Origin of the sequence: Shimia sp. MIT910701, from assembly GCF_047126315.1 — a bacterium.
Taxonomy (GTDB): Bacteria; Pseudomonadota; Alphaproteobacteria; order Rhodobacterales; family Rhodobacteraceae; genus Shimia.
The window spans coordinates 178,992-199,213 of the sequence record NZ_CP138953.1 but is presented as its reverse complement, the minus strand read 5'-3'; the positions used below and the strand labels follow the sequence as shown (position 1 = coordinate 199,213).

The window sequence follows — 20,222 nt, the reverse complement described above, 5'->3', positions numbered from 1 at the left end:
CGCGTGGCGCGTCAGGATTTTTGCTTGGGTTTTGGTGTTGCCGTCGGCATGGCTGGAGGCTTTGACGGCTGGCGTTTGGCTTTGGAAACCGTTGCAGGTGGCTGTGCGGTCGGCGCTTCAGCTTTGACTGATTTCACTGTCGGTGCTGTTGCTTTTGCCGCGGGTTTGGCTGGTGTGTCAGTTTTCACAACTGATTTTTGGGTTTTGGTGGCTTTGGACACTACGGCAGCTTTGGCCTTTGCTGTGGTTTTCTTTGGTGCCTTTGTTTTGACTTTTGTTGCTAACTTTGGGGCGGCTGGAGTCTTTGTTTTCGGAGTTGCGGATTTGAATTCCGGTTCGGAGGGCGCAGGTTTGGTGGCCGTGTTGGAGGCAGGTGCGGCGGCTTTGGTTTTAGTCGTCGCAATCGACTTGGCGCGAGGTTTGCGTTTTGGCGCGGCCTGTTTGACCGGCGCATTTGTGACCGCCGGCTTTGGGGCACTGCTGCCGAACGGTGCGAGCATGGAGCTGACCAATGCGCGGTTCATGGCATGGGTCATGCGCATCTGGCGCTCCACCATGCGGGACATAAAGAAATAACCACTCAGTGAAGTTGTGATGGAGTGAGTTGCAAACGTCGTCATCAAAGTCTCCTTGGGTTAGGTCATGAGAGCGGTCCCATGACTTTCTGGTTGAAGCCGTAAATTCGGCGGGCGCCGGAAATCGGGATCAGGTGCACTTCGCGCCGCTGCCCTGGCTCAAAGCGCACGGCGGTGCCGGCGGCGATGTCCAGACGCAACCCGTGGGCGGCGGTGCGGTCAAACTCCAGCGCCGGGTTGGTTTCGGCGAAGTGATAGTGGCTGCCGACTTGGATCGGGCGGTCGCCAGTGTTGGCCACCATCAGGGTGGTCACGTCGGCGCCTTCGTTGAGCGTCAGTTCGCCTTCGGCTGGGATCAGTTCACCTGGGATCATTTCAGGTTCCACGCCAAGAGTGCCAGAGCGCCAACAACGACGGTGCCAACAAAGATTGGCAACCATACCGGGTCGCCAGCATGTGGATGCAGGTGGGCGCCGGAGTGCGCCAGCGCGGGCGTCACGGCGGTTGTGGCCACGGCGGCAATTGCAAAACGTTGCATGTGACGGCTCCTTTAGCGGATGGGGTTGTGCACGGTGACAAGCTTGGTGCCATCCGGGAAGGTGGCCTCCACTTGTACTTCGTGGATCATGTCGGCGATGCCATCCATGCATTGGTCTCGCGTGATGACACGGGCGCCGGATTGCATGAGGTCGGCAACAGATTTGCCGTCGCGTGCGCCTTCAACCACGGCGTCGGTGATCAGGGCGATGGCTTCCGGGTGGTTGAGCTTTACGCCGCGGGCGAGGCGCTTGCGGGCCACTTCTGCAGCCATGGCGATCAGCAGTTTGTCTTTTTCACGGGGCGTGAGTTGCATCGGGTCAGAGCATCCATGTTCGAGGAAGATCAGCGCCGTTTAGGTAGGTCAGCGCGGGAATCAGGGATTGGCGCAGGGCATGGCCGTCACTTGCGAGAATGCGCGCAAATAGCACCCCCTCGCGGATCAAGCTGGCGCCAGCGGTGTGCGGCAGGTGGCTGCGCAGTGTGCCCAGATGGCGATCCGCATCCGGCGCGGCGAGCAGGAGAGTGGCCATGGCGCGCGCACCGCCAGCGATGGCGGTGCGGTTCAGGTGCTTTTGGACGTTGCCGGACAGTTTCACGCGGTCGGCAAAAAGCAGGTCGCCGTCTCGTTTCACGGTAATGCGATCAAACAAGTCTGCCGCCTGTACGGTCTCACCCATGGCGGTGCGGCCAAAGATCATGGGTTCCACCATTAGGAAGCGTGACGTGCTGTGCATGTCGACGGTGAGGCTGCGCGACAGAGCGGCACCGTCAAACAGGATGGTTTCTTGAGGCAGCCAATCCATGCGCGCGCCGGGCGCGAGGCTGAGTGTACTGTCGAGGCGGCCTGTGCGGACGTCGATGCTGCGATAGGCGCGCTCAGCGGCTTGGGTTGTGAGCGTCAGATGGCTGCCTTCGCCTGCATGCGCGCTGACATCAAACTGATCTCCGCCGGTGATGCCGCCTGCCGTGTTCAGCAGGACAGCTTGCAGAGCAGCGGTGCGCCCGTTTGGATAGTTGGCGTTTGGGAACAACACGCGGCTGGAGCCGGACAGGCGTAGGTCGTCCAAAACAGAGAGGCCATCGCGCAGTTTGCTGCGGATGTCAGCCGTGCCGATGGCGCGGGGCTGCTGGGCCTGAAGAGGCGGTGATATGGGCGCAAAGGCGGTGATGGCGTGTGTCCTGATCTGACCGGTTCCCTTATCGCTGGCATCACTCAGGAGAGGTCAAAAGATAGGGTGCTGCTGATTTGAGCAAGTGAAAAAGAGCATGATGAAAAATCAGTCGAAAACTTTGATAACGCCCAAAAACTGCGCAATATGAGAATGCGCGGCAGATTGTCCGTGCCCAATTGTGTTTTGACTCGTCAAAGGCCATTTTGCCGCCAGTTTCGAATCGCCTGAAATCAGGTGTTTGGTGGCCTCTCAAGGGTCACTTTCAAAGCCCGGCACAGGTCCGGAAAAGGAGCCCAACATGAGCTTTGATCGCAAAATCAAAATTGCCCCGTCCATTCTCTCAGCGGATTTTGCCAACTTTGGCCAGGAAATCCGTGCGATCGAGGATCAAGGCGCAGATTGGGTGCATGTGGATGTGATGGACGGGCATTTTGTGCCAAACCTGACCTTTGGCCCACCCGCCGTGAAAGCGTTCCGTCCACACGTCAAAACCTTCATGGATGTGCATCTGATGATCGCGCCGGTAGACCCGTATATTGATGCCTATGCCGAAGCGGGTGCCGACATGATCACCGCGCATGTGGAGGCAGGTCCCCACATTCACCGCACCATTCAAGCGATCAAAGCGCAGGGCGTGAAAGCCGGTGTCAGCCTGAACCCGGGCACGCCGCTGGAGAGCATTGAGCATGTGCTGGATCTGGTGGACATGGTGCTGATCATGACCGTGAACCCTGGCTTTGGCGGTCAGAAGTTCATTCACTCCGGCGTCGAGAAAACCCGCCGCTTGCGTCAGATGATTGGTGACCGTGAGATCCACATTCAAATCGATGGCGGCGTGACCACCGAAACCGCGCCATTGGTGGCCGAAGCCGGTGCCGACGTTCTGGTGGCAGGCTCTGCTGTGTTCAAGGGCGGCTCTGTGGACAAGGCAGAGGTCTACGGCGAGAACATCCGCGCTATCCGCGCGGCCACTGAAGCAGCGCAGTAAAGCGCAGAGTTTGGGGCGGGATCACTCGCGGATTTCGTCCGCTTCCACGCCCCAAAGATCTTCTTTCAAAACCCAGCCTTTGTAGCCGCCCGCATTGAGGCGGCACCAGTCCGGGTTGCACTCTTCCAATTTGGCAATGACCCCGTGTTCCAGCTGCGCGGCGGCGGCGACCTTTTCGCCGGGGCGCACTGCCAGTGGCAGCATGTCTTTCTGCACGATTACGGTGCGCACACCTGAGAGCAAGGAGTAGTGCACCCAGCCGCCCGCGCCTTCGATGTCGCGCACACGGCGCCAGTGACCATATTCGGCAGTGATCTGCAGCGGCATGGATTTGCGGGTGAACACCCAATCAATACGGTGGGTGCGCGATGGGCCGCGGCGCACGTTGGCTTTTGTGGCTTTCAGCGACACGTAGCGCGGCATCGGCAGGTTGGTGACCGGCCCACGTTTTTTCTCTGCCGGGGCCTCAGCCGCAACAGATGTTGTGAGCGCCAATAGCAAAGCTGCGCCCAAGCTCACGAGAGATTTTGTACCCAAGGTGAACATATTGCCTGATTTTTCTGCTCTGGTGGCGCTCGCAGGTTCTTGTGCCTGACTGACCTGTGGGGCAGTGTGGCAGCAACGCGCCGAATTGGAAAGCATTGGGAGGCCCTGCATGCCAAAGCAACGTCTGAGTGTTGTCGTTACGCGACGCTTACCGGAAGCTGTTGAAACACGACTGTCAGAACTCTTTGACGTACGCCTGCGCGACGATGATACGCCGATGAGCCGCGAGCAGCTGGCCGAGGCGATGAAAGACGCGGACGTTTTGGTGCCCACCTTGAGCGACAAGATTGACGCCAATTTGATTGCCCAATCTGGCGAGCGGTTGAAGCTGATTGCCAATTACGGCGCGGGTGTGGATCACATCGATGTGGCTTCTGCCCGTCAACGTGGCGTGCTTGTGTCCAACACGCCGGGCGTGTCGGCCGATGATACGGCGGATATGGCGCTGGCGCTGATCCTGGGTGTAACCCGCCGGGTTGGCGAAGGGGTGCAGCGTATGCAGTCCGGCGAATGGGACGGCTGGGCGCCTACCGCGCTTTTGGGCGGTCGTGTGAGCGGCAAGCGGCTCGGCATTCTGGGCATGGGCCGCGTGGGCACGGCCGTGGCGCGGCGCGCGCAGGCCTGTGGCATGCAGATCCATTACCACAACCGTCGCCGCCTACGCCCAGAGATCGAACAGCAATATGAGGCGACCTATTGGGAGAGCCTCGATCAGATGCTGGCGCGCATGGATGTGGTGTCGGTGAACTGTCCGCACACGCCGTCGACGTTCCACCTGCTGAATGCGCGGCGTTTGAAGCTAATGAAGCCTTCTTCCGTGATCATTAATACTTCGCGTGGCGAGGTGATTGACGAGAACGCCATGGTGCGGATGCTCAAAGCTGGCGAAATCGCGGGGGCTGGCTTGGACGTGTATGAGCACGGGCATGAAATCCACCCGGATCTGCGAGGACATCCCAATGTGGTGCTGATGCCGCATATGGGGTCTGCCACGGTGGAAGGGCGGATCGAGATGGGGGAGAAAGTCCTCATCAACATCAAGACCTTCGATGATGGGCACCGGCCACCGGATCTGGTGGTTCCGGCGATGCTCTAAGGCATCATGCGCGCTTTCGTTGGCATTCCGTTGGACGGGCCAGAGGCGGAAGCGCTTCTGGATGTGCAGGGGCGGATTGCTGTGGGGCGCGAGGTGCCAGCGTCCAATTTGCATCTGACGTTGGCGTTTCTGAACGACCAGCCGGTAGAGATGCTGGAAGCGTTGCACGAAGAGCTGGAGCTGATCCGGCATTCGCAGTTTGAGCTGCACCTTAAGGGCATGGATATTTTTGGCGCGCCGCGCAGCCGGTCCTTTGGGCTGTTGGCGGCGCCTGACCCGGTGTTGATGGCGTTGCAGGCGGATGTGGCTCAAGCCGCGCGGCGGCTTGGCATTGGCTTAGAAAAACGTCGGTTTCGTCCGCATGTGACGCTGAGCCGGTTTCGCGACGGGAAACAGCCGCCGGAGCGGGTGCAGGCGGCCCTGTCGCGCGGGGCCTCACTGGAAATTGATCCGATCCAGGTGAGCGAAATCGCCTTGTATCGTTCGGCTTTGACCTCGGAAGGCGCGGTCTATGAGATCCTGAGCAGCTATCCGTTGTTGGTGCAGGGGCTGTCCTGACCTAAGCTGATTTTCAAGCGGCGACCGTAACCTTGGGTTGCCGGATTGCATTTTGGTTTGGGAGTGGGTCATGAAGCGATTTTTATCAGCGGTTTCTGTTACTTGCTTGTTGGCGTCCGTGTCGGGTGCACAGGAGGCGGCGGATGGTGTGGCGCCGGAGGAAGGCTCCGCGTTGGGCATGAACGTGCCGCAAAGCCTGCAGGCAGCTCTCGCCGCGAAGACGCAAGGCGCGCCCACCGAGGCAAAGGATTGGATGGTGGCGGCGGCGCACCCCTTGGCGGTAGAGGCTGGCGCGGAAGTGTTGCGCGACGGAGGCACGGCGGCGGATGCCATGGTGGCGGTGCAGGCTGTTCTGGGGCTGGTCGAGCCGCAGAGTTCAGGTTTGGGCGGCGGTGCCTTCTTGGTTTGGTATGACGCCGAAAGCGGCGAGGTGACGACGCTGGATGGGCGCGAAACCGCGCCATTGGCGGCCACGCCACGCCTGTTTCAGGATGAAAACGGCGAGACATTGAAGTTTTTCGAGGCGGTTGTGGGCGGGCGGTCTGTGGGCGTGCCTGGGACACCGATGTTGATGGAGGTGGCGCACCGAAAATGGGGACGCAGCCAGTGGCCAAGTCTGTTTTTGCCCGCCATTCGCCATGCAGAAATCGGCTTCCCTGTGTCGCCGCGCATGGCGGCATCCGTGGCACGGGATGCGGAACGGCTTGCGTCTCATCCCGTTACCGCTGGCTACTTCCTACCCGGGGGCAAACCGCTGGCGGAAGGTGATATCCTGTTCAACATGGATTACGCCAAGAGCCTGCGCTTGATGGCAGCGCAGGGCGCGGCCCCGTTTTACACAGGTGAGATCGCGGCAGATATTGTGGGGGCGGGGCAAGACGCCAACAATCCAGGCGTGCTGAGCGCGGTGGATTTGGCGCTGTATCAGGTCAAGGAGCGACCTGCGGTCTGTGTGGCGTACCGCGCGCATGATGTCTGTGGCATGGGGCCGCCATCTTCTGGCGGGCTGACCGTGGGGCAAATTCTTGGGTTGGTGCAGCCTTATGACATTGCAGGGCTTGGGCCTGACAGTGCGGATGCCTGGCGCTTGATTGGCGATGCCTCCCGCCTCGCCTTCGCGGATCGGGGTCGCTACATGGCCGACAGTGACTATGTGCCGGTGCCAAGCTCTGGGTTGCTTGCAGCCGACTACCTTGCTGAGCGGGCGAAGCTGTTGGAAGGCACTGCGGCTTTGGAAAGCGTGGAGCCGGGCGCGCCGGAGTTTGACCATGCATTGCACTATGCGGATGGCGAAAGCTTTGCGCAGCCCTCCACATCTCACATTTCTATTGTCGACAGCTACGGCAACGCTTTGTCCATGACGACGACGATTGAAAACGGCTTTGGCAGCCGGGTGATGACCAATGGGTTCTTGCTCAACAACGAGCTGACGGATTTCTCTTTCCGCTCCCATCGTGACGGCGTGCCGGTGGCCAATCGGGTGGAGCCGGGCAAACGGCCGCGCTCTTCCATGGCGCCAACCATTGTGCTGAAGGATGGTAAACCAACTCTGGTGGTGGGCAGCCCTGGCGGTAGCCGGATCATCGGGTATGTGGCCAAAACCATCATCGCGCATCTGGATTGGGGCATGGACGTGCAGCAGGCAATTGATCTGCCGCATCTGGTGAACCGCTTTGGCACCTATGACATTGAAGCGGAAAGCGCGGCGATGGAGATTGGCGAGCCGCTGACCGGCATGGGCTACAAAGTGAATGCACGGGACCTGAATTCCGGCCTGCACGCAATTGCCGTTGGGGACGGATTGCAGGGGGGCGCGGACAATCGCCGCGAGGGGCTGGCCTATGGCGAATAGCCGCGCTTGACCTTGAGGTAGGTGCCGCGTAGCCATGGCGCATACCGACATGGAGAAGGGGAGTGCCCATGGGATTGGCAGTGGATTTGCCGCGCAATGAAGAGGGAGTTGCGGCGGCGTTGGGTGTGTTGAAACAGCAATTCGGCGAGGCGTTTCACACCGGCCAGTCGATGCGTGAGCAGCACGGGCACACCACCACTTGGATCAAGACACAGGCGCCGGATGCGGTAATCTTTGCCAAGTCCACCCAAGAGGTGAGCGATATCGTGAAGACCTGCGCCACGCATAAGGTGCCGGTGATTGCCTATGGCACAGGGACCTCGCTGGAGGGACACGTGAATGCACCGGCAGGTGGTGTGTGTATTGACCTGACCGAGATGAACAAAGTTGTGGCGGTGAACGCCGAGGACCTTGATTGTGTGGTGCAGCCGGGGGTGACGCGGGAACAGTTGAATCTGGAACTGCGTGACCAGGGCTTGTTTTTCCCAATTGATCCCGGGGCCAATGCGTCGCTGGGGGGCATGGCCTCCACCCGCGCCAGCGGCACCAATGCGGTGCGCTATGGCACGATGAAAGACAACATCCTGAGCCTTGAGGTGGTGCTGCCATCTGGTAAGGTGATCCGCACCGCAAGTCGCGCCAAAAAATCCAGTGCAGGCTATGATCTGACCCGTCTGATGGTTGGCTCGGAAGGCACCTTGGGCATCATCACCGAGATCACGCTGAAGCTGCAGGGTATTCCGGAGGCGATGTCCTCGGCGCGCTGTTCGTTTGAGACCATTGATGCGGCCTGTCAGGCGGTGATGATGACCATTCAGTATGGCATCCCGGTGGCGCGAATTGAGTTGCTGGATTCGCTCGCGGTGAAGGCGGCCAATGACTATTCGAAGTTGGATCTGCCGGAGCAGCATTTGTTGCTACTGGAGTTCCACGGCTCAGAAACAGGCGTGGCAGAGCAAGCCGAGATGTTTGGCCATATCGCCGAAGAGGTTGGCGGCACCGGGTTTGAGTGGACGCAGAAGGCCGAGGATCGCAGCAAACTGTGGCAGGCGCGGCATGACATGTATTGGGCGGCGCTGGCGTTGCGTCCCGGCGCCAAAGGCATTTCCACCGATGTCTGTGTGCCAATTTCGCGGCTGGCGGAATGTGTGACCGCGGCCAAGGAAAAGGCGGATGAGCTCGGGCTGATCTCCGCCGTTGTGGGGCACGTCGGGGACGGCAATTTCCACATGCTGCCGCTGGTTGATATGGATAACCCCGATGAGGTGGCTGCGGCGCAGGGCTATGTCAGCTGGCTCAACGATGTGGCGATCGAGATGGGCGGGACCTGTACCGGTGAGCATGGCATTGGACAGGGCAAAAAGCCGTATCTGCGTAAAGAACTGGGCGGTGCGGTGGACGTCATGGCGGCGATCAAAGCGGCCATCGACCCGGATGGCATCATGAATCCGGGTAAGATTTTCTAATCTTATCAATTCAGTAGTGGTTCGCTCGGCCAAAAATGTCCGAGTGGTCACATTTTTGTGAGTGCCTGGCTTCTTTTGTCGGCAACCTTCCCTAAGTCTTCTTTGAGACCGAGATCATCGCACGTCATGGTGGTGAAGTTACCCTCGGTTTTGAACGATTACTTTTGGGAGTACCAAACCATGTTCAAGCATATGGCTCTGGTGGGCTGTGTTTCTTTTTCCTCAATGGCGATGGCTGCAGAGTTGCAGCCCGTGGATGAGGATTTCCTGGCGCAAGTTGAACATTTTGGCATTTCGCAAGCCAACTGGGACACCGGTGAACATGCGTCGGTGACCTTCCCCAACGCTTACAAATTCACGCGGCACTATGTTGTGGACCCCGGGAGCGCAGTGGCGCCGGAGGAGTGGAAAGATGAGACCGGATCGCTCGATTTCACCAAGCTGACCGGTCTGGATGCGGACGGCGAGCACACGCTGGATACACTGCTGAAGTACCGCCTGAAGAACCATTCGATGGTGGTGCTCAAAGGCGACCGGCTGTTGCACCAGCATTTCTGGAACGGGATGACGCCGGAGAGCACGCATCTGGACATGTCGGTGACTAAGTCCTTTACCGCGACGTTGGCCGGGATTGCGGCGGCTGAGGGTAAGTTGGATATGTCCAATCCAGTGGAGGCTTATCTGCCCGAGTTCAAAGGTACAGCGTTTGAGGGTGTCTCGGTTCAGGATGTGGCGGATATGAATTCCGGGTTGGACATCAAGACGCCGCCGTTCTTGTCCTGGGACCCGAAGTTCACGCAGTCGCAAGAATGGAATGGCCCCAATGACAGCGGGCTCAACGGCATTCAGGATTACCTGCTGACCATCGACAGCCAGAAATACGCACCGGGCACGCATTATCAGTATCAGGACCCAAACACCGAGATTTTGGGGCTGATTGTGGAGAAGGCCACCGGCGAGAGGTTGGCGGATTACCTTGAAGCAAAAATCTGGAGCAAATTGGGGGCCGAAGGGCCGGCCTATTTCCAGGCGGATGCCGCGGGCAATACGGTGGCTTCCGGCGGCTTGAACATGCGCACGCGGGATCTGGCTAAAATGGGGCGGGTGTTCCTCAACGAGGGGCAGAACCATTTGGGTGAGCAACTGGTGCCTCAGGCGTTCCTTGAGGCGCTGTGGCAAGGCAATGACCGCGTGCGGGCGGCCTGGTCTGTTGGCAAAGAGGCGGCGCTGGCACCGGACGGCTGGTACAAAGATCAGATCCGCGTGCTGAACATCAAAGGCCACAAGATTATCGTTTTTGTGGGCATTCACGGTCAGACGCTGGTGATGGAGCCAGCGACGGACACGGTGATTGCGATGAATGGTGGCTATCCGCAGACCGAGACCGAACGTATGAACACGCTTTTGTTTGTTGAGATTGTGCCTGCGATCCTGGAAGCGGTCGCGCCACTTTAAAAAGTCGCGACAGAGAAAAAGAAAAGCCCCGGCGGTTGCCCGGGGCTTTTTGCTGTTTGAGTGCGCCGAGAGAGCAGGTGCCTCCGGCGGGGATAATTGAGGCCAAAGGAAGCCTGAGGGCTTAGCGGTAGACCTCGTCCTCACTTGGGAAGCTGCGGGTTTTGACCTCGTGGGCGTATTGGCTGACGGCGCGCTCAATCGCGGGGCCGAGGTCGCCGTAGACTTTCACAAACTTGGGCGTCCATTCGTTCAGGCCGAGCATGTCTTCAAGCACGAGGATTTGGCCGTCACATTCCGCAGAGGCGCCGATGCCGATGGTTGGGATCGGGATTTGCTTGGTGATCTTGGCCGCGAGGGGTTCCACCATGCCTTCAAGCACGATGGCGAAGGCGCCAGCCTCAGCCACGGCTTGCGCGTCTTCTTCGTGCATCGCCCAGGTGTCTTCATCGCGGCCCTGAGTTTTGAAGCCGCCCATGACGTGGCTGGATTGCGGTGTGAGACCAATGTGGGCCATCACTGGGATGCCACGTTCGGTGAGGAATCGGATGGTTTCCGCCATACGCTTGCCGCCTTCGAGTTTGACTGCGCCGCAGCCGGTTTCTTTCATGATCTTGGCGGCGTTGCGGAAGGCCACGGCGGGGCTTTCCTCGTAAGTGCCAAAGGGCATGTCCACGACCACCAGCGCTTTTTGGGTGCCGCGCACAACGGCTTTGCCGTGCATGATCATCAGATCGAGCGGCACGCCCACGGTGCTTTCCATGCCGTGCATGACCATGCCGAGGCTGTCGCCAACCAGAATGAAGTCGGCGAATTTGTCGACGATGGCAGCGGTGTGGGCGTGGTAGCTGGTGAGGCTGACAATCGGCTCGCCACCCTTGCGGTTGGCGATCTGTGGCACCGTGGTGCGGCGGATGGGGGTCTGTGTGCTCATGGTGTGACAACCCTTTGGTCAATCAGGAGAATGTCGCCGAAGGCAACGGAGATCATGATGGCGGTGGGGCCTGTGAGCGGCCCGTCGATGGTATTGAGCGTTTCGGCGGCGACGATGTCCAGCCCTTTGAGGACAGCACGTGGCTCATCCTCGATGGTGTCTGCGATAGTTTTGCGCAGGTCGGCGACCGTGGCATCGGTTGCGGCGGCTTCGGCGGCGGCGAGGGATTTGGAGAGCACCAGCGCAGCTTGGCGATCCTCTGCCGACAGGCGCACGTTGCGCGAGGACATGGCGAGGCCGTCGGGCTCTCGCACCGTTGGCGCACCCACGATGGTGAGCGGCATGTGTAGGTCGGCTACCATGCGCTTGATGACCTGAAGCTGCTGGTAGTCCTTTTCGCCAAAGACAGCCACATCCGGCTGCACGATGTTGAACAGGCGCGCGACCACGGTGGTTACGCCGCGGAAGTGGCCGGGGCGGACTTCACCGTGCAGCATATTGGCCAAACGCGTGGTTTCCACGATGGTTTCATCACCGGCCGGATACATGGTGTCCACTTCTGGCAGGAAGACCAGAGCAACACCTGCGTCGCGCAGCATTGCAAGGTCGCGCTCTTCGTCGCGGGGGTAGGCGTCCAGATCGGCGCTTTCGCCAAATTGGGTGGGGTTCACAAAGATTGAGACAACCACATGGTTGGCCTCTGCCTTGGCGGTTTCTACAAGGGACATGTGACCCGCGTGCAGAAAGCCCATGGTGGGCACCATTGCCACAGTTTCACCGGTGGCGCGAAGCTCTTTGACTGCGGCGCGGCAGTCCGAAATCGAGCGGCAAATACGCATTCTTGCCTGTCTCCCTTCAAGGTGGTTGTGGGGTGTAATGCCCCCGCTGCGATGCAGCAAGGCTTTTTGCGGCAACGTGGCGTCGCAATTGTGCAATCAAGCGTCGGCTGGACCGTGCGCAATTTCGGCAATCCGGTACAGTTTGCGCAAAAGGATTATGCTCAGGGGAGTCGCCTGTCTCATGAAAACAAACGTAAAAGCCCTTGTTGTTGGCGGCGGTGCCGTTGGCACGTCGATTGCCTATCACCTTGCCAAAGCGGGCTGGGACGATGTGATGCTGATTGAGCGGGATGAGCTGACCTCCGGTTCGACCTGGCACGCGGCGGGCCTGCTGCCGCTGTTCAATATGTCTTATGCGACGACCCACATTCACCAGTATTCGGTGGATTTTTATAAGACGCTGGAAGAAGAGACCGGGCTGAACGCTGGGTTTGCTGTGGTGGGCAACTTGCGCATGGCGCAGACGCAGGACCGTATGGATGAGTTCATGCTCTATGCTTCTACGGCTGAGACCTGTGGTGTGAAGTATGAGTGGCTGTCTCCGGATCAGATCAGCGAGCGTTGGCCGCTGATCAAGACTGATGACCTCAAAGGCGCGCTGTTCCACACTGAGGACGGCTATATCAACCCGGCGGACGTGACCATGGCGATGGCCAAAGGCGCGCGTCAGCGTGGCGTTGAGATTGTCCGCAAAATCCAGGCGGATGCGTTTCACTGGAATGGCACCCACTGGGAAGTGACCTGCACCAAGATGGTGGAGAAGGGCGGCAACCTTGTGCCGAGCGATGAGACCTTTGTCATCACTGCCGAGCATGTGGTGACCGCGTCGGGTAACCACGCGCAGCGCACCGCGAAGATGCTGGGCATTAAGATGCCTGCGATCCCGGTGGAGCACACCTTCATCGTGATGGACCAAGACCCTGAGCTGGTGAAATGGCGTGAAGCGGGCAACCCGGAACACCCGGTCGTGCGGGATGCGGACAATGAGAGCTATGCGCGTGAGGAACGTGGTGGCTGGATTCTGGGCATCTATGAACATGGCGCACCGGCGCGGTTTGAGCACGGGGTGCCGGACAGCTTCCGCGCCGACTTGTTCCCGCTCGATCTGGACCGGATTGCGGATCAGTACATGGCGATGGCGGAGCGTGTGCCGTCCTGTGCGGAAAGCGGCCTGAAAGACGACTTCAACGGTCCAATTTGCTACACGCCGGACGGCAACCCTCTGGTGGGGGCAGCGCCGGGGCTGCGCAACATGTGGCTGGCGGAAGGGTTTTCTTTCGGCATCACCGCGGCGGGCGGCACGGGGTACTATCTTGCGCAGATGATGGTGGATGGCGAGGCCGAGATCGATATGGCGTCGCTCGACCCGAAACGCTATTCGCAGAACTGGATGACCACCGAATTTGCCGCGCGCAAAAACGAAGAGTGCTATGAGCACGTCTACATCCTGCACCACCCGGACGAAGAGCGCCCGGCGTGCCGTCCGCTGCGGACCTCGCCTGCGTTTGATCGTCAGAAAGCAAAAGGTGCGCAGTTTGGCTGGGTCAATGGTTGGGAGCGGCCAAACTACTATGGCCCGCTGGATGCGCCATCGAACTTTGATGAGCAGAGCCGCAGCTTCCGCCGGGGTGGCTGGTGGCAATATGCCGTGGATGAAGCGAAAGCGATCCGTGAGGGCGTGGGCCTGATTGACGCGACGGCCTTTACCAAACATGTGGTCAAGGGGCCCGGTGCGACGCAGTTCCTCGACTGGTTCACCTGCAACAAACTGCCCAAAGTGGGGCGCATCAACCTGACCTATGCGCTAACGGCGGCGGGGACCACGCGCACCGAATACACCATCGTGCGCAATGGCGAGAACAACTATTATCTTGTCTCCGCAGGGGCTTGGACCGAATACGACGCGGACTTCCTGCGCAAGGCGGCCGAGGACAAGATGGAGGAGTTTGGCTACATCGAGATCCAGGATGTGACCACGCAGTGGGGGGTGTTTGCCATTGCTGGTCCAAAATCCCGCGATGTGCTGAAGAAGGTCATCAGCGATGCGGAACCGGATACAGCATTGTCCAACAAACGCTTCCCGTGGCTGTCGGCGCGGCAGATCGAGCTGGGCATGTGTCCGGTAAATGCGATCCGTGTGGCCTATACCGGTGAGTTGGGTTGGGAGCTGCACCACCCAATTGAGATGCAGAACTACCTCTGGGATTTGATCACCGAGGCTGGCGCGGAGTTCGACTTGAAGTTGGTCGGTGCGCGGGCGCAGAACTGGCTGCGTCAGGAGAAGTCTTATCGCGCGTTTGGCACTGAGTTGGGGCGGGATGCGACGCCAGCCGAGGCCGACCTGCCACGCTTCATCGACCTGTCCAAAGACTTCCACGGCAAGGCTGAAATGGAAGCGCTGGGCGTGCGGGTGAAGTGCTGTACCTTGCTGATCGACGGCCCAGAAGATGCGGACCCATGGGGCCGTGAGGTGCTTTACACGCCGGAAGGTGAGCGCGTTGGGCGTTTGACCTCTGGCGGCTACTCGGTGGCCTTTGAGAAGAGTATCGGCATGGGCTACGTGAAGCCGGAACTGGCGGTGGAAGGCACCAAGCTGAAGGTCAAAATGCTGGATCAGCTGTGGGATGCCACCGTGACCTGCGACAGCCCGTATGATCCAAAAAACGAGACCATCCGCAAAGATGGCTAAGTTGCCTGGAGGAATAGAAAACGCCCCGCAAATGTGCGGGGCGTTTTCTGTTTAGTATTCGCCTTTGTTGATTACGCCGTCGTTGTTGGCGTCCACCCGTTCAAACCAGCTGCGCAGAGCGGTTTCCAGTTCCGAGCGGGTGACCGAGCCGTCGAGATTCAGGTCTGTGTTTTCCCGGCCCAAACCAGACACCGCGCGCAAGAGCAGGGAGGAGGCGTCTTTGTCAGCGGCCTCCGCGCGAGCTTTGTCAAAGGCGGTGTATTCCTCGTTGCTGAGCGCACCATCTCCATCGGTGTCAAAGGTCTCAAAGATGGTTTTGCGCAGCTCTTCCACGTCGGCCCATGTGATGGTGCCGTCGCTGCCGAAGCTCCAGCTGGAGATGTCAGCGGCTTGTGCGGTGAAGGCGGTGGTGCAGGCCAGAAAGCCAGCCAAAACAAGAGAGCGTCGCATGGGGAGGTCCAATGTGTTGCGGAACAATTGGACCCAACCATAAGTGGCAATCGGGGCAGTGTCAGCCCGCAGTGAGCTCTTCAAAACACTCCTGTGCTTTTGCCGCATACATCATCGCTGGCCCACCGCCCATCTGGATCACCATGGCCAGTACATCGGCCACTTCTTCCTTGGTGGCGCCGGCCCGCACGAGGGCGTCACAGTGTAGGGAGATACAAGGTTCACAGCGGCTGACCACGGCCATGCCAAGCGCGACAAATTCCTTGGTCTTCACGTCAAGCACGCCGCCTTCTTTCACGGTTTTGCTCAATCCGCCAAAGGCGCGGGCGGTGTCGGGGATGACTTTGTTCAATCCGCGCAGTTGGGTGCGGGTTTCAGAAATCTTGTTGATCCAGCTCATGAGAATCTCCTTGGTTTGCGCGCATCATATTCAGCTTGGGGAATGTGAATTTGATCTCGATCAGGTGCGACGCAAAAAAGGGGAGCGTGACGTGGCGTCCTAAGCTGGTGCTTGCCAAGTTAGGAGTAGGTTGTTGGCAGGCATCTCAATGGCCTTATTGGGCATTAGGCCGCAGGAGGCGCCAAAAGCCTGGATGGCGACATCCGATTTGTACCCGATTTCAGGGTCTTGTGCGCGCAGGCTTTGATCGAATTGGACGTCCCCGTCGGAGACCAAAACTCCATCACGCGAGAACGGACCGTAGATGACAAGGCTCCCGCCTGGCGCTAGGGTTTTGGCCGATTCCGAGATGAGTACCTCAGCTTCAGCTTGACTGATCAAGTGCAGCAGATTGCTGAGCAGGATCAGGTCTACTGGGCCGGATGTGCCGCCCCAGCCCGGCGCTGTGGCGTCGAGGAGGATCGGGGTTTCCACGTTGGTGAGTGCGGTTTCGGCCAGATAGGCTGCAATACTGGCGATCCGGTCTTCGGCAATTTCGGTGGGTTGCCACATGACCTGTGGGAACGCCTTGGCATAAGAGACGATGTGCTGGCCGGTGCCGCTGGCGATCTCCAAGGCGCGGCCTTGAGACGGCACGAAATCCGCCAGAGCCTTGGTCAACGGTTCTGTATTGCGGGCGGCGGACGGGGCAAAGAGCTTGCCGCCGCTGTCTGGCGTGGCAACCGAGGCGCTGTCTGGCAGGTTGAGGCGGCGGGGCATCAGGCAAACCTCCGGGGATCAAGGGCGGCAATGACCTCGCGATCGATTGTGGGCGTCTGTCCGGAAATCAGGTCCGCGACCAGTTGCGCCACAGCGGGGCAGGATTGGAAGCCATAGCCGCCCTGACAGGCCACCCAGAAGAAACTGGGCTCGTCAGCGTCGGGGCCGATCACCAGATTGCGGTCGGGTGAAAAGCTGCGCAGGCCCGCCCATGTGGCTTCGACGCGGGTGACTTCTTCGGTGACAAATTCCTGGTAGCGGGCAAGGCCTTCGGCGATGACCATGTCATCCGGCCAGGCATCAAACGGTGGCATCGGATCTTCCTCTGCGGGAGACACGATCAGGCTGCCCGCGTCGGGTTTGGAATACCAGTTTTCGTGAATGTCGAGCAGCATGGGCCAACGGCTCACGTCATGCCCGCCCGGCGCTGGAATGCGCGCCATGGAGCGGCGCAGGGGCGTGGCGTTGAGAGGCGTGATGCCCGCGAGTTTGGCGACCTCGTCCACCCAAGCCCCGGCAGCGTTCAGCAACAATTTGGCGGTATAGGTTTCGCCGTTTGCCATAACCTCCCAACCGTAGGAAAGCTTTGTGATTTTGCTCACTTCTTGGCTTGTATGGACCTCCCCACCCTGGGCGCGGCAGGTCTTGGCAAACCACTGGATCAGCCGGTCGGTGTCGATGTCTTCGCCGGAGTGATGGTGCGCGACATTGCCGATGGCCTCTGTATTGAGGATCGGCACCATGTCGACGGCCTGTTCCAAGTACATCGGGGCGGCGTCAAAGCTCTCGCAGCAGCGTTTGAAGGCGTCGTCTTCGCCTTTGGCGGCGAGGAACATCACGCCGCGTGGTGAGAGGAAGCCGCCATCCTCGGATTGGAAGAAGTCGCCGCTCGCGTGGCTGAGTTCCACGGTGCTGGGGGAGCCGTAGTTGGGTTCAAACATTGCGGCGGACCGGCCGGAGGCGTGGTAGCCGAGGGCAGATTCTCGTTCCAGAACAACGGTTTTTCCCAAAGGGGCAAGACGGGCAGCGGCGGAGATGCCGCCGATGCCACCGCCGATGATGAGGAAATCAATCATGCTTCGTCCAATCTGTCTGTGGCGGGGGCGGGTGTTTGGCTGAGCGCGGTGATCTCGGCGTAGAGCGCATCGTCCATGTCAAAGCGTGTCGCGGCCAGCGAGGGCTCGAGCTGTGCGAGGTTGCGTGCGGAGAGGATCGGGCTGGGCGCGGCGCTGTGTTTGGTAACCCAAGCGGCGGCCAATGTCGCGGGGTGTACGTCCCGCGCAGCGGCCAGTTCGGAAAGATCGGCAGCGGTTTTGCGCATCCAATCAACGTCATAGCGGGCGGCATAGCGCTCATCTGTGGCAAGGCGCCCATCTGCATCTTTGGCACTGTATTTGCCGGTGAGCAGACCGCCGCCAAGCGGGGAATAGGTGGCTGGCAAGATGCCAAGATCAGCGCACATGGGCAGAATCTCGACTTCAGCCTGACGTTTCACAAGGCTGTACATTGGCTGCAGCAGGTCGATTGTCAGGTCCAGTTTTGAGGCCGCCCAGGCGGCTTTCACAACTTGCCAGGCGGCGAAATTGGAGAGGCCTATGTGAGTGACCTGTCCGTCGGCCTTGAATTGCGCAAAGGTTTCAAGAGTTTCCTCAATTGGCGTGTTCGCATCAAAGCGGTGCAAATAGAGAATATCGACGTGGTCCATGTTGAGCCGCTTACGCGATACATCAAATTGCGACCGCAGATTTTCTGCACCCGCACCGCCGCGGTAGCCAACCTTTGTCGCGATCACCAAGCGCTCGCGATGCGGCGCGGCCAGTTTGCCGAGGATCGTCTCGCTGGCGCCATCTGTGTACAGATATGCGGTGTCAAAATGGGTGATGTCCGCGTCAAGGCAGGCCTCAAACATCTCGGCGCTGTCGCGCTCCGAGGCGGTGCCGCCAAACTGCATGGTGCCAAAAGCGAAGCGGCTGATCAGGGTGCCGTTGGGGCTGGAAATTGTCTGCGTCATGGCAGGACGTTGCCATGTGAACCATTTCGGGGAAAGTGGTTTTTGCGCCCTTACGCAAGAGGCGTGGTATTGGGCCCAGCTACGACCTCTTGTTTGAGCCACGACACAACAGCCTTCCTGTGTCTACGGCGAGATGTGGGATGTAGTAGGTGGTAAGCCTCTGGGGTTTCGGCAGGGTGCCAAAGGACGGTCAGGTGGCCTTGGTTTAGCGCGTCCTGAACAAGCAGGCGCGGGGCCAAGGTCACGCCTTGACCTGTGATCGCCGCGTCAATGGCCAAGGCGGTTTGATTAAAGGAGAGCACAGTGTCTGGATAGGGTAGCCCTCTGTCTTCGCAGAGAGTTTTCCAGCGGTTGTGCCCGTCCTCGATCAAAGGAAGCGTCACCGTGTCCGCCAGTGAGAGCGACGTGGGGTTGGTCGAAGGGCGCGCCACGGCAACCAGATCCAATGGGGCCAGTGGCTCGCAATGAGTGTTGGGCACCAAAGGCACCTGCCCTTGACGAATGGCGATGTCGACCGGATCCTTGGCGAAATTCGTGCGGGTTTCCGAAGCGTGGATATGCAGGGAGATGTCCGGGTGCTGCGCCGCGAAGTTTGCCAATCGAGGCACCAGCCATTTTGAAGCGAGCGAGGGCGGCACTGACAGGGTGATTGATTGTGTCGCGGGCTTCAGGGCGCGGGTGGCGGTTTCGATCTGTTGCAACGCGGCCGAGACAGTCTCGTGATAAGCGCGGCCTTCTTCCGTAAGCGAGAGACCTTGTGGCAGCCGGTGAAACAGCTGGGTCTGGGTCTGTTTCTCGAGGTTGCGTACCTGCTGCGCCACGGCGCCTTGCGTCAGGTGAAGCGCCTCAGCCGCACGGCGAAAACTGCCGTGTTGGGCGGCAGCGTCAAACATGGATAGGCTGTTGAGGTTGATGCGAGTCATTGGTCTAGGATGTAGATTTTCTACACTCTAAGCAATGAAGCATGATTGGTCAAAAGCCGCCAAATTGGGCAGGGTTGGGCCTCAAAAGGAGCTTGATATGACCAAGGTGGCACTGATCACCGCTGGTGGCAGCGGTATGGGCGCGGATGCGGCTAAGAGATTGAAATCAGACGGGTTTGAGGTAGGCATTCTGTCTTCTTCCGGCAAAGGGGAAGCTTTGGCGGATGCGTTGGGCGGGGTTGGCGTGACCGGGTCCAATCTTGTGCCGGAAGACCTGCAAGTGTTTGTAGATAAGGCGCTTTCCAAGTGGGCGCGGGTAGATGTTCTGGTGAATTCTGCGGGACATGGGCCCAAAGGGGACATTCTGGAGATCAGTGACGACGACTGGCACCTCGGGATGGAGTACTACCTGATGAATGTGATCCGGCCTGCACGGATTGTGGCGCCGATTATGGCCAAGCAGGGGGGCGGATCGATCATCCATATCTCGACCTTTGCTGCGTTTGAACCGGACCCGTTGTTTCCGACGTCTGGTGTATTTCGGGCGGGTTTGGCGAGTTTCACCAAGTTGTTTGCCGACAAGTTCGCCGCCGAAAATGTGCGTATGAACAATATCTTGCCGGGGTTCATCGACAGCCTGCCAGAAACCGAAGATCGCAAAGCCCGTATTCCGATGGGGCGCTATGGGCGCAGTGAGGAGGTGTCTTCTCTGGTGAGTTATCTGGCTGGTGAAGGCAGTTATGTGACTGGCCAGAATTGGCGTGTGGACGGCGGGTTGACCAGCCACGTGTGATGGTGGGTTAACCTTTGTCTCAGCTATCTGTGCAGCCTCAAAACCACGTCGGTATTGCGTCGGTATCACGACTGTTTTGCGGAGGTGGGGGGTGTGGGTCTGACAAGAGGTGGGGTGGCGTTAATAAATGTCAGAAAAAGGACGCTCTCTCACCAAAGGGAAAGGGCCTGTGGCTCTCC

The 20,222-nt window shown here is 59.5% G+C and carries 22 protein-coding genes; 9 read left to right on the top strand and 13 right to left on the bottom strand.

Going from position 1 to position 20,222, the window contains the following annotated elements; translation table 11 throughout:
- Nucleotides 1-24: 24 nt before the first annotated feature.
- A complete protein-coding gene (locus SIB38_RS00920; RefSeq protein ID WP_294116878.1) occupies nucleotides 25-576 on the top strand; it encodes a hypothetical protein in 552 nt (183 codons plus the stop codon).
- Between the two features lie 64 nt (nucleotides 577-640).
- On the opposite strand, the gene SIB38_RS00915 is transcribed toward SIB38_RS00920, so the two are convergent.
- The 4 genes from SIB38_RS00915 to SIB38_RS00900 are packed head-to-tail and all read right to left on the bottom strand — an operon-like array spanning nucleotide 641 to nucleotide 2,182.
- Entirely contained in the window at nucleotides 641-949 is a 309-nt protein-coding gene (locus tag SIB38_RS00915; RefSeq protein ID WP_412551157.1) for an urease subunit beta, read from the bottom strand.
- Complete coding sequence (locus tag SIB38_RS00910; RefSeq protein ID WP_294116873.1) at nucleotides 946-1,113, bottom strand: hypothetical protein; 168 nt, start codon at nucleotides 1,111-1,113, stop codon at nucleotides 946-948. Before SIB38_RS00910 ends, SIB38_RS00915 begins: the two co-directional genes overlap by 4 nt.
- A 12-nt stretch (nucleotides 1,114-1,125) precedes the next feature.
- Nucleotides 1,126-1,428, bottom strand: a complete 303-nt coding sequence (locus SIB38_RS00905) for an urease subunit gamma (RefSeq protein WP_168590929.1) — start codon at nucleotides 1,426-1,428, stop codon at nucleotides 1,126-1,128.
- A 4-nt stretch (nucleotides 1,429-1,432) separates the two neighbouring features.
- Complete coding sequence (locus SIB38_RS00900; protein WP_294116869.1) at nucleotides 1,433-2,182, bottom strand: urease accessory protein UreD; 750 nt, start codon at nucleotides 2,180-2,182, stop codon at nucleotides 1,433-1,435.
- Between the two features lie 403 nt (nucleotides 2,183-2,585).
- Between SIB38_RS00900 and rpe the strand changes: the two genes are divergently transcribed.
- Nucleotides 2,586-3,275, top strand: a complete 690-nt coding sequence (gene rpe, locus SIB38_RS00895; protein WP_412551156.1) for a ribulose-phosphate 3-epimerase — start codon at nucleotides 2,586-2,588, stop codon at nucleotides 3,273-3,275.
- 21 nt (nucleotides 3,276-3,296) lie between these two features.
- On the opposite strand, the gene SIB38_RS00890 is transcribed toward rpe, so the two are convergent.
- Nucleotides 3,297-3,821, bottom strand: a complete 525-nt coding sequence (locus SIB38_RS00890) for an SH3 domain-containing protein (RefSeq protein ID WP_294116866.1) — start codon at nucleotides 3,819-3,821, stop codon at nucleotides 3,297-3,299.
- Between the two features lie 109 nt (nucleotides 3,822-3,930).
- On the opposite strand from SIB38_RS00890, the gene SIB38_RS00885 reads away from it, so the two are divergent.
- The 5 genes from SIB38_RS00885 (at nucleotide 3,931) to SIB38_RS00865 (ending at nucleotide 10,248) form a co-directional block, all read left to right on the top strand.
- Nucleotides 3,931-4,917, top strand: a complete 987-nt coding sequence (locus SIB38_RS00885) for a 2-hydroxyacid dehydrogenase (RefSeq protein WP_294116864.1) — start codon at nucleotides 3,931-3,933, stop codon at nucleotides 4,915-4,917.
- Nucleotides 4,918-4,923: 6 nt separating this feature from the next.
- Nucleotides 4,924-5,475 carry an RNA 2',3'-cyclic phosphodiesterase gene (thpR, locus tag SIB38_RS00880; RefSeq protein WP_294116862.1) on the top strand — a complete coding sequence of 184 codons (552 nt, stop codon included), beginning with the start codon at nucleotides 4,924-4,926 and terminating at the stop codon, nucleotides 5,473-5,475.
- A gap of 70 nt (nucleotides 5,476-5,545) precedes the next feature.
- On the top strand, nucleotides 5,546-7,327 hold the full coding sequence (gene ggt / locus SIB38_RS00875; protein WP_412551155.1) for a gamma-glutamyltransferase: 1,782 nt from the start codon (nucleotides 5,546-5,548) through the stop codon (nucleotides 7,325-7,327).
- Nucleotides 7,328-7,395: 68 nt separating this feature from the next.
- Nucleotides 7,396-8,793 carry an FAD-binding oxidoreductase gene (locus SIB38_RS00870; protein ID WP_412551154.1) on the top strand — a complete coding sequence of 466 codons (1,398 nt, stop codon included), beginning with the start codon at nucleotides 7,396-7,398 and terminating at the stop codon, nucleotides 8,791-8,793.
- Nucleotides 8,794-8,973: 180 nt separating this feature from the next.
- Nucleotides 8,974-10,248 carry a serine hydrolase domain-containing protein gene (locus tag SIB38_RS00865; RefSeq protein WP_412551153.1) on the top strand — a complete coding sequence of 425 codons (1,275 nt, stop codon included), beginning with the start codon at nucleotides 8,974-8,976 and terminating at the stop codon, nucleotides 10,246-10,248.
- 121 nt (nucleotides 10,249-10,369) lie between these two features.
- On the opposite strand, the gene panB is transcribed toward SIB38_RS00865, so the two are convergent.
- Both panB and panC read right to left on the bottom strand, forming a co-directional pair.
- Complete coding sequence (panB, locus tag SIB38_RS00860) at nucleotides 10,370-11,179, bottom strand: 3-methyl-2-oxobutanoate hydroxymethyltransferase (protein ID WP_294116853.1); 810 nt, start codon at nucleotides 11,177-11,179, stop codon at nucleotides 10,370-10,372.
- The gene (gene panC, locus SIB38_RS00855; RefSeq protein WP_294116850.1) at nucleotides 11,176-12,018 is read right to left on the bottom strand and encodes a pantoate--beta-alanine ligase; all 843 of its coding nucleotides are present in this window, start codon (nucleotides 12,016-12,018) and stop codon (nucleotides 11,176-11,178) included. Before panC ends, panB begins: the two co-directional genes overlap by 4 nt.
- A 181-nt stretch (nucleotides 12,019-12,199) precedes the next feature.
- Here panC and SIB38_RS00850 point away from each other — a divergent pair, with 181 nt between their 5' ends.
- Complete coding sequence (locus SIB38_RS00850; RefSeq protein ID WP_412551152.1) at nucleotides 12,200-14,707, top strand: GcvT family protein; 2,508 nt, start codon at nucleotides 12,200-12,202, stop codon at nucleotides 14,705-14,707.
- Nucleotides 14,708-14,758: 51 nt separating this feature from the next.
- Here SIB38_RS00850 and SIB38_RS00845 read toward each other — a convergent pair whose 3' ends face one another.
- The 6 genes from SIB38_RS00845 to SIB38_RS00820 form a co-directional block, all read right to left on the bottom strand.
- Nucleotides 14,759-15,157, bottom strand: a complete 399-nt coding sequence (locus SIB38_RS00845) for an EF-hand domain-containing protein (protein ID WP_294116845.1) — start codon at nucleotides 15,155-15,157, stop codon at nucleotides 14,759-14,761.
- Between the two features lie 61 nt (nucleotides 15,158-15,218).
- Nucleotides 15,219-15,557 carry a carboxymuconolactone decarboxylase family protein gene (locus SIB38_RS00840; protein ID WP_294116843.1) on the bottom strand — a complete coding sequence of 113 codons (339 nt, stop codon included), beginning with the start codon at nucleotides 15,555-15,557 and terminating at the stop codon, nucleotides 15,219-15,221.
- Nucleotides 15,558-15,656: 99 nt separating this feature from the next.
- Nucleotides 15,657-16,316 carry a DUF938 domain-containing protein gene (locus tag SIB38_RS00835; RefSeq protein ID WP_412551151.1) on the bottom strand — a complete coding sequence of 220 codons (660 nt, stop codon included), beginning with the start codon at nucleotides 16,314-16,316 and terminating at the stop codon, nucleotides 15,657-15,659.
- Complete coding sequence (locus SIB38_RS00830) at nucleotides 16,316-17,392, bottom strand: NAD(P)/FAD-dependent oxidoreductase (RefSeq protein ID WP_412551150.1); 1,077 nt, start codon at nucleotides 17,390-17,392, stop codon at nucleotides 16,316-16,318. The genes SIB38_RS00835 and SIB38_RS00830 overlap by 1 nt, the downstream gene beginning before the upstream one ends.
- The gene (locus tag SIB38_RS00825) at nucleotides 17,389-18,327 is read right to left on the bottom strand and encodes an aldo/keto reductase (protein WP_294116837.1); all 939 of its coding nucleotides are present in this window, start codon (nucleotides 18,325-18,327) and stop codon (nucleotides 17,389-17,391) included. The genes SIB38_RS00830 and SIB38_RS00825 overlap by 4 nt, the downstream gene beginning before the upstream one ends.
- Before the next feature lie 50 nt (nucleotides 18,328-18,377).
- Nucleotides 18,378-19,250, bottom strand: coding sequence for a LysR substrate-binding domain-containing protein (locus tag SIB38_RS00820; protein ID WP_412551149.1), 873 nt, complete (start codon nucleotides 19,248-19,250; stop codon nucleotides 18,378-18,380).
- Nucleotides 19,251-19,347: 97 nt separating this feature from the next.
- On the opposite strand from SIB38_RS00820, the gene SIB38_RS00815 reads away from it, so the two are divergent.
- Nucleotides 19,348-20,043 (top strand): SDR family oxidoreductase, encoded by a 696-nt coding sequence (locus SIB38_RS00815; RefSeq protein ID WP_412551148.1) that lies wholly within the window; start codon nucleotides 19,348-19,350, stop codon nucleotides 20,041-20,043.
- Nucleotides 20,044-20,222 lie beyond the last annotated feature (179 nt).

Excerpts from the sequence above, each read along its gene's own strand:
- SIB38_RS00820 (WP_412551149.1), bottom strand. The coding sequence starts at position 19,250 with ATGACTCGCATCAACCTCAACAGCCTATCCATGTTTGACGCTGCCGCC.
- SIB38_RS00835 (WP_412551151.1), bottom strand. The coding sequence starts at position 16,316 with ATGCCCCGCCGCCTCAACCTGCCAGACAGCGCCTCGGTTGCCACGCCA.
- SIB38_RS00865 (WP_412551153.1), top strand. The coding sequence starts at position 8,974 with ATGTTCAAGCATATGGCTCTGGTGGGCTGTGTTTCTTTTTCCTCAATG.
- SIB38_RS00885 (WP_294116864.1), top strand. The coding sequence starts at position 3,931 with ATGCCAAAGCAACGTCTGAGTGTTGTCGTTACGCGACGCTTACCGGAA.
- SIB38_RS00845 (WP_294116845.1), bottom strand. The coding sequence starts at position 15,157 with ATGCGACGCTCTCTTGTTTTGGCTGGCTTTCTGGCCTGCACCACCGCC.
- SIB38_RS00830 (WP_412551150.1), bottom strand. The coding sequence starts at position 17,392 with ATGATTGATTTCCTCATCATCGGCGGTGGCATCGGCGGCATCTCCGCC.
- SIB38_RS00910 (WP_294116873.1), bottom strand. The coding sequence starts at position 1,113 with ATGCAACGTTTTGCAATTGCCGCCGTGGCCACAACCGCCGTGACGCCC.
- SIB38_RS00850 (WP_412551152.1), top strand. The coding sequence starts at position 12,200 with ATGAAAACAAACGTAAAAGCCCTTGTTGTTGGCGGCGGTGCCGTTGGC.
- panC (WP_294116850.1), bottom strand. The coding sequence starts at position 12,018 with ATGCGTATTTGCCGCTCGATTTCGGACTGCCGCGCCGCAGTCAAAGAG.
- SIB38_RS00915 (WP_412551157.1), bottom strand. The coding sequence starts at position 949 with ATGATCCCAGGTGAACTGATCCCAGCCGAAGGCGAACTGACGCTCAAC.
- SIB38_RS00905 (WP_168590929.1), bottom strand. The coding sequence starts at position 1,428 with ATGCAACTCACGCCCCGTGAAAAAGACAAACTGCTGATCGCCATGGCT.
- SIB38_RS00840 (WP_294116843.1), bottom strand. The coding sequence starts at position 15,557 with ATGAGCTGGATCAACAAGATTTCTGAAACCCGCACCCAACTGCGCGGA.
- SIB38_RS00815 (WP_412551148.1), top strand. The coding sequence starts at position 19,348 with ATGACCAAGGTGGCACTGATCACCGCTGGTGGCAGCGGTATGGGCGCG.
- SIB38_RS00890 (WP_294116866.1), bottom strand. The coding sequence starts at position 3,821 with ATGTTCACCTTGGGTACAAAATCTCTCGTGAGCTTGGGCGCAGCTTTG.
- panB (WP_294116853.1), bottom strand. The coding sequence starts at position 11,179 with ATGAGCACACAGACCCCCATCCGCCGCACCACGGTGCCACAGATCGCC.
- SIB38_RS00870 (WP_412551154.1), top strand. The coding sequence starts at position 7,396 with ATGGGATTGGCAGTGGATTTGCCGCGCAATGAAGAGGGAGTTGCGGCG.
- rpe (WP_412551156.1), top strand. The coding sequence starts at position 2,586 with ATGAGCTTTGATCGCAAAATCAAAATTGCCCCGTCCATTCTCTCAGCG.
- SIB38_RS00825 (WP_294116837.1), bottom strand. The coding sequence starts at position 18,327 with ATGACGCAGACAATTTCCAGCCCCAACGGCACCCTGATCAGCCGCTTC.
- thpR (WP_294116862.1), top strand. The coding sequence starts at position 4,924 with ATGCGCGCTTTCGTTGGCATTCCGTTGGACGGGCCAGAGGCGGAAGCG.
- ggt (WP_412551155.1), top strand. The coding sequence starts at position 5,546 with ATGAAGCGATTTTTATCAGCGGTTTCTGTTACTTGCTTGTTGGCGTCC.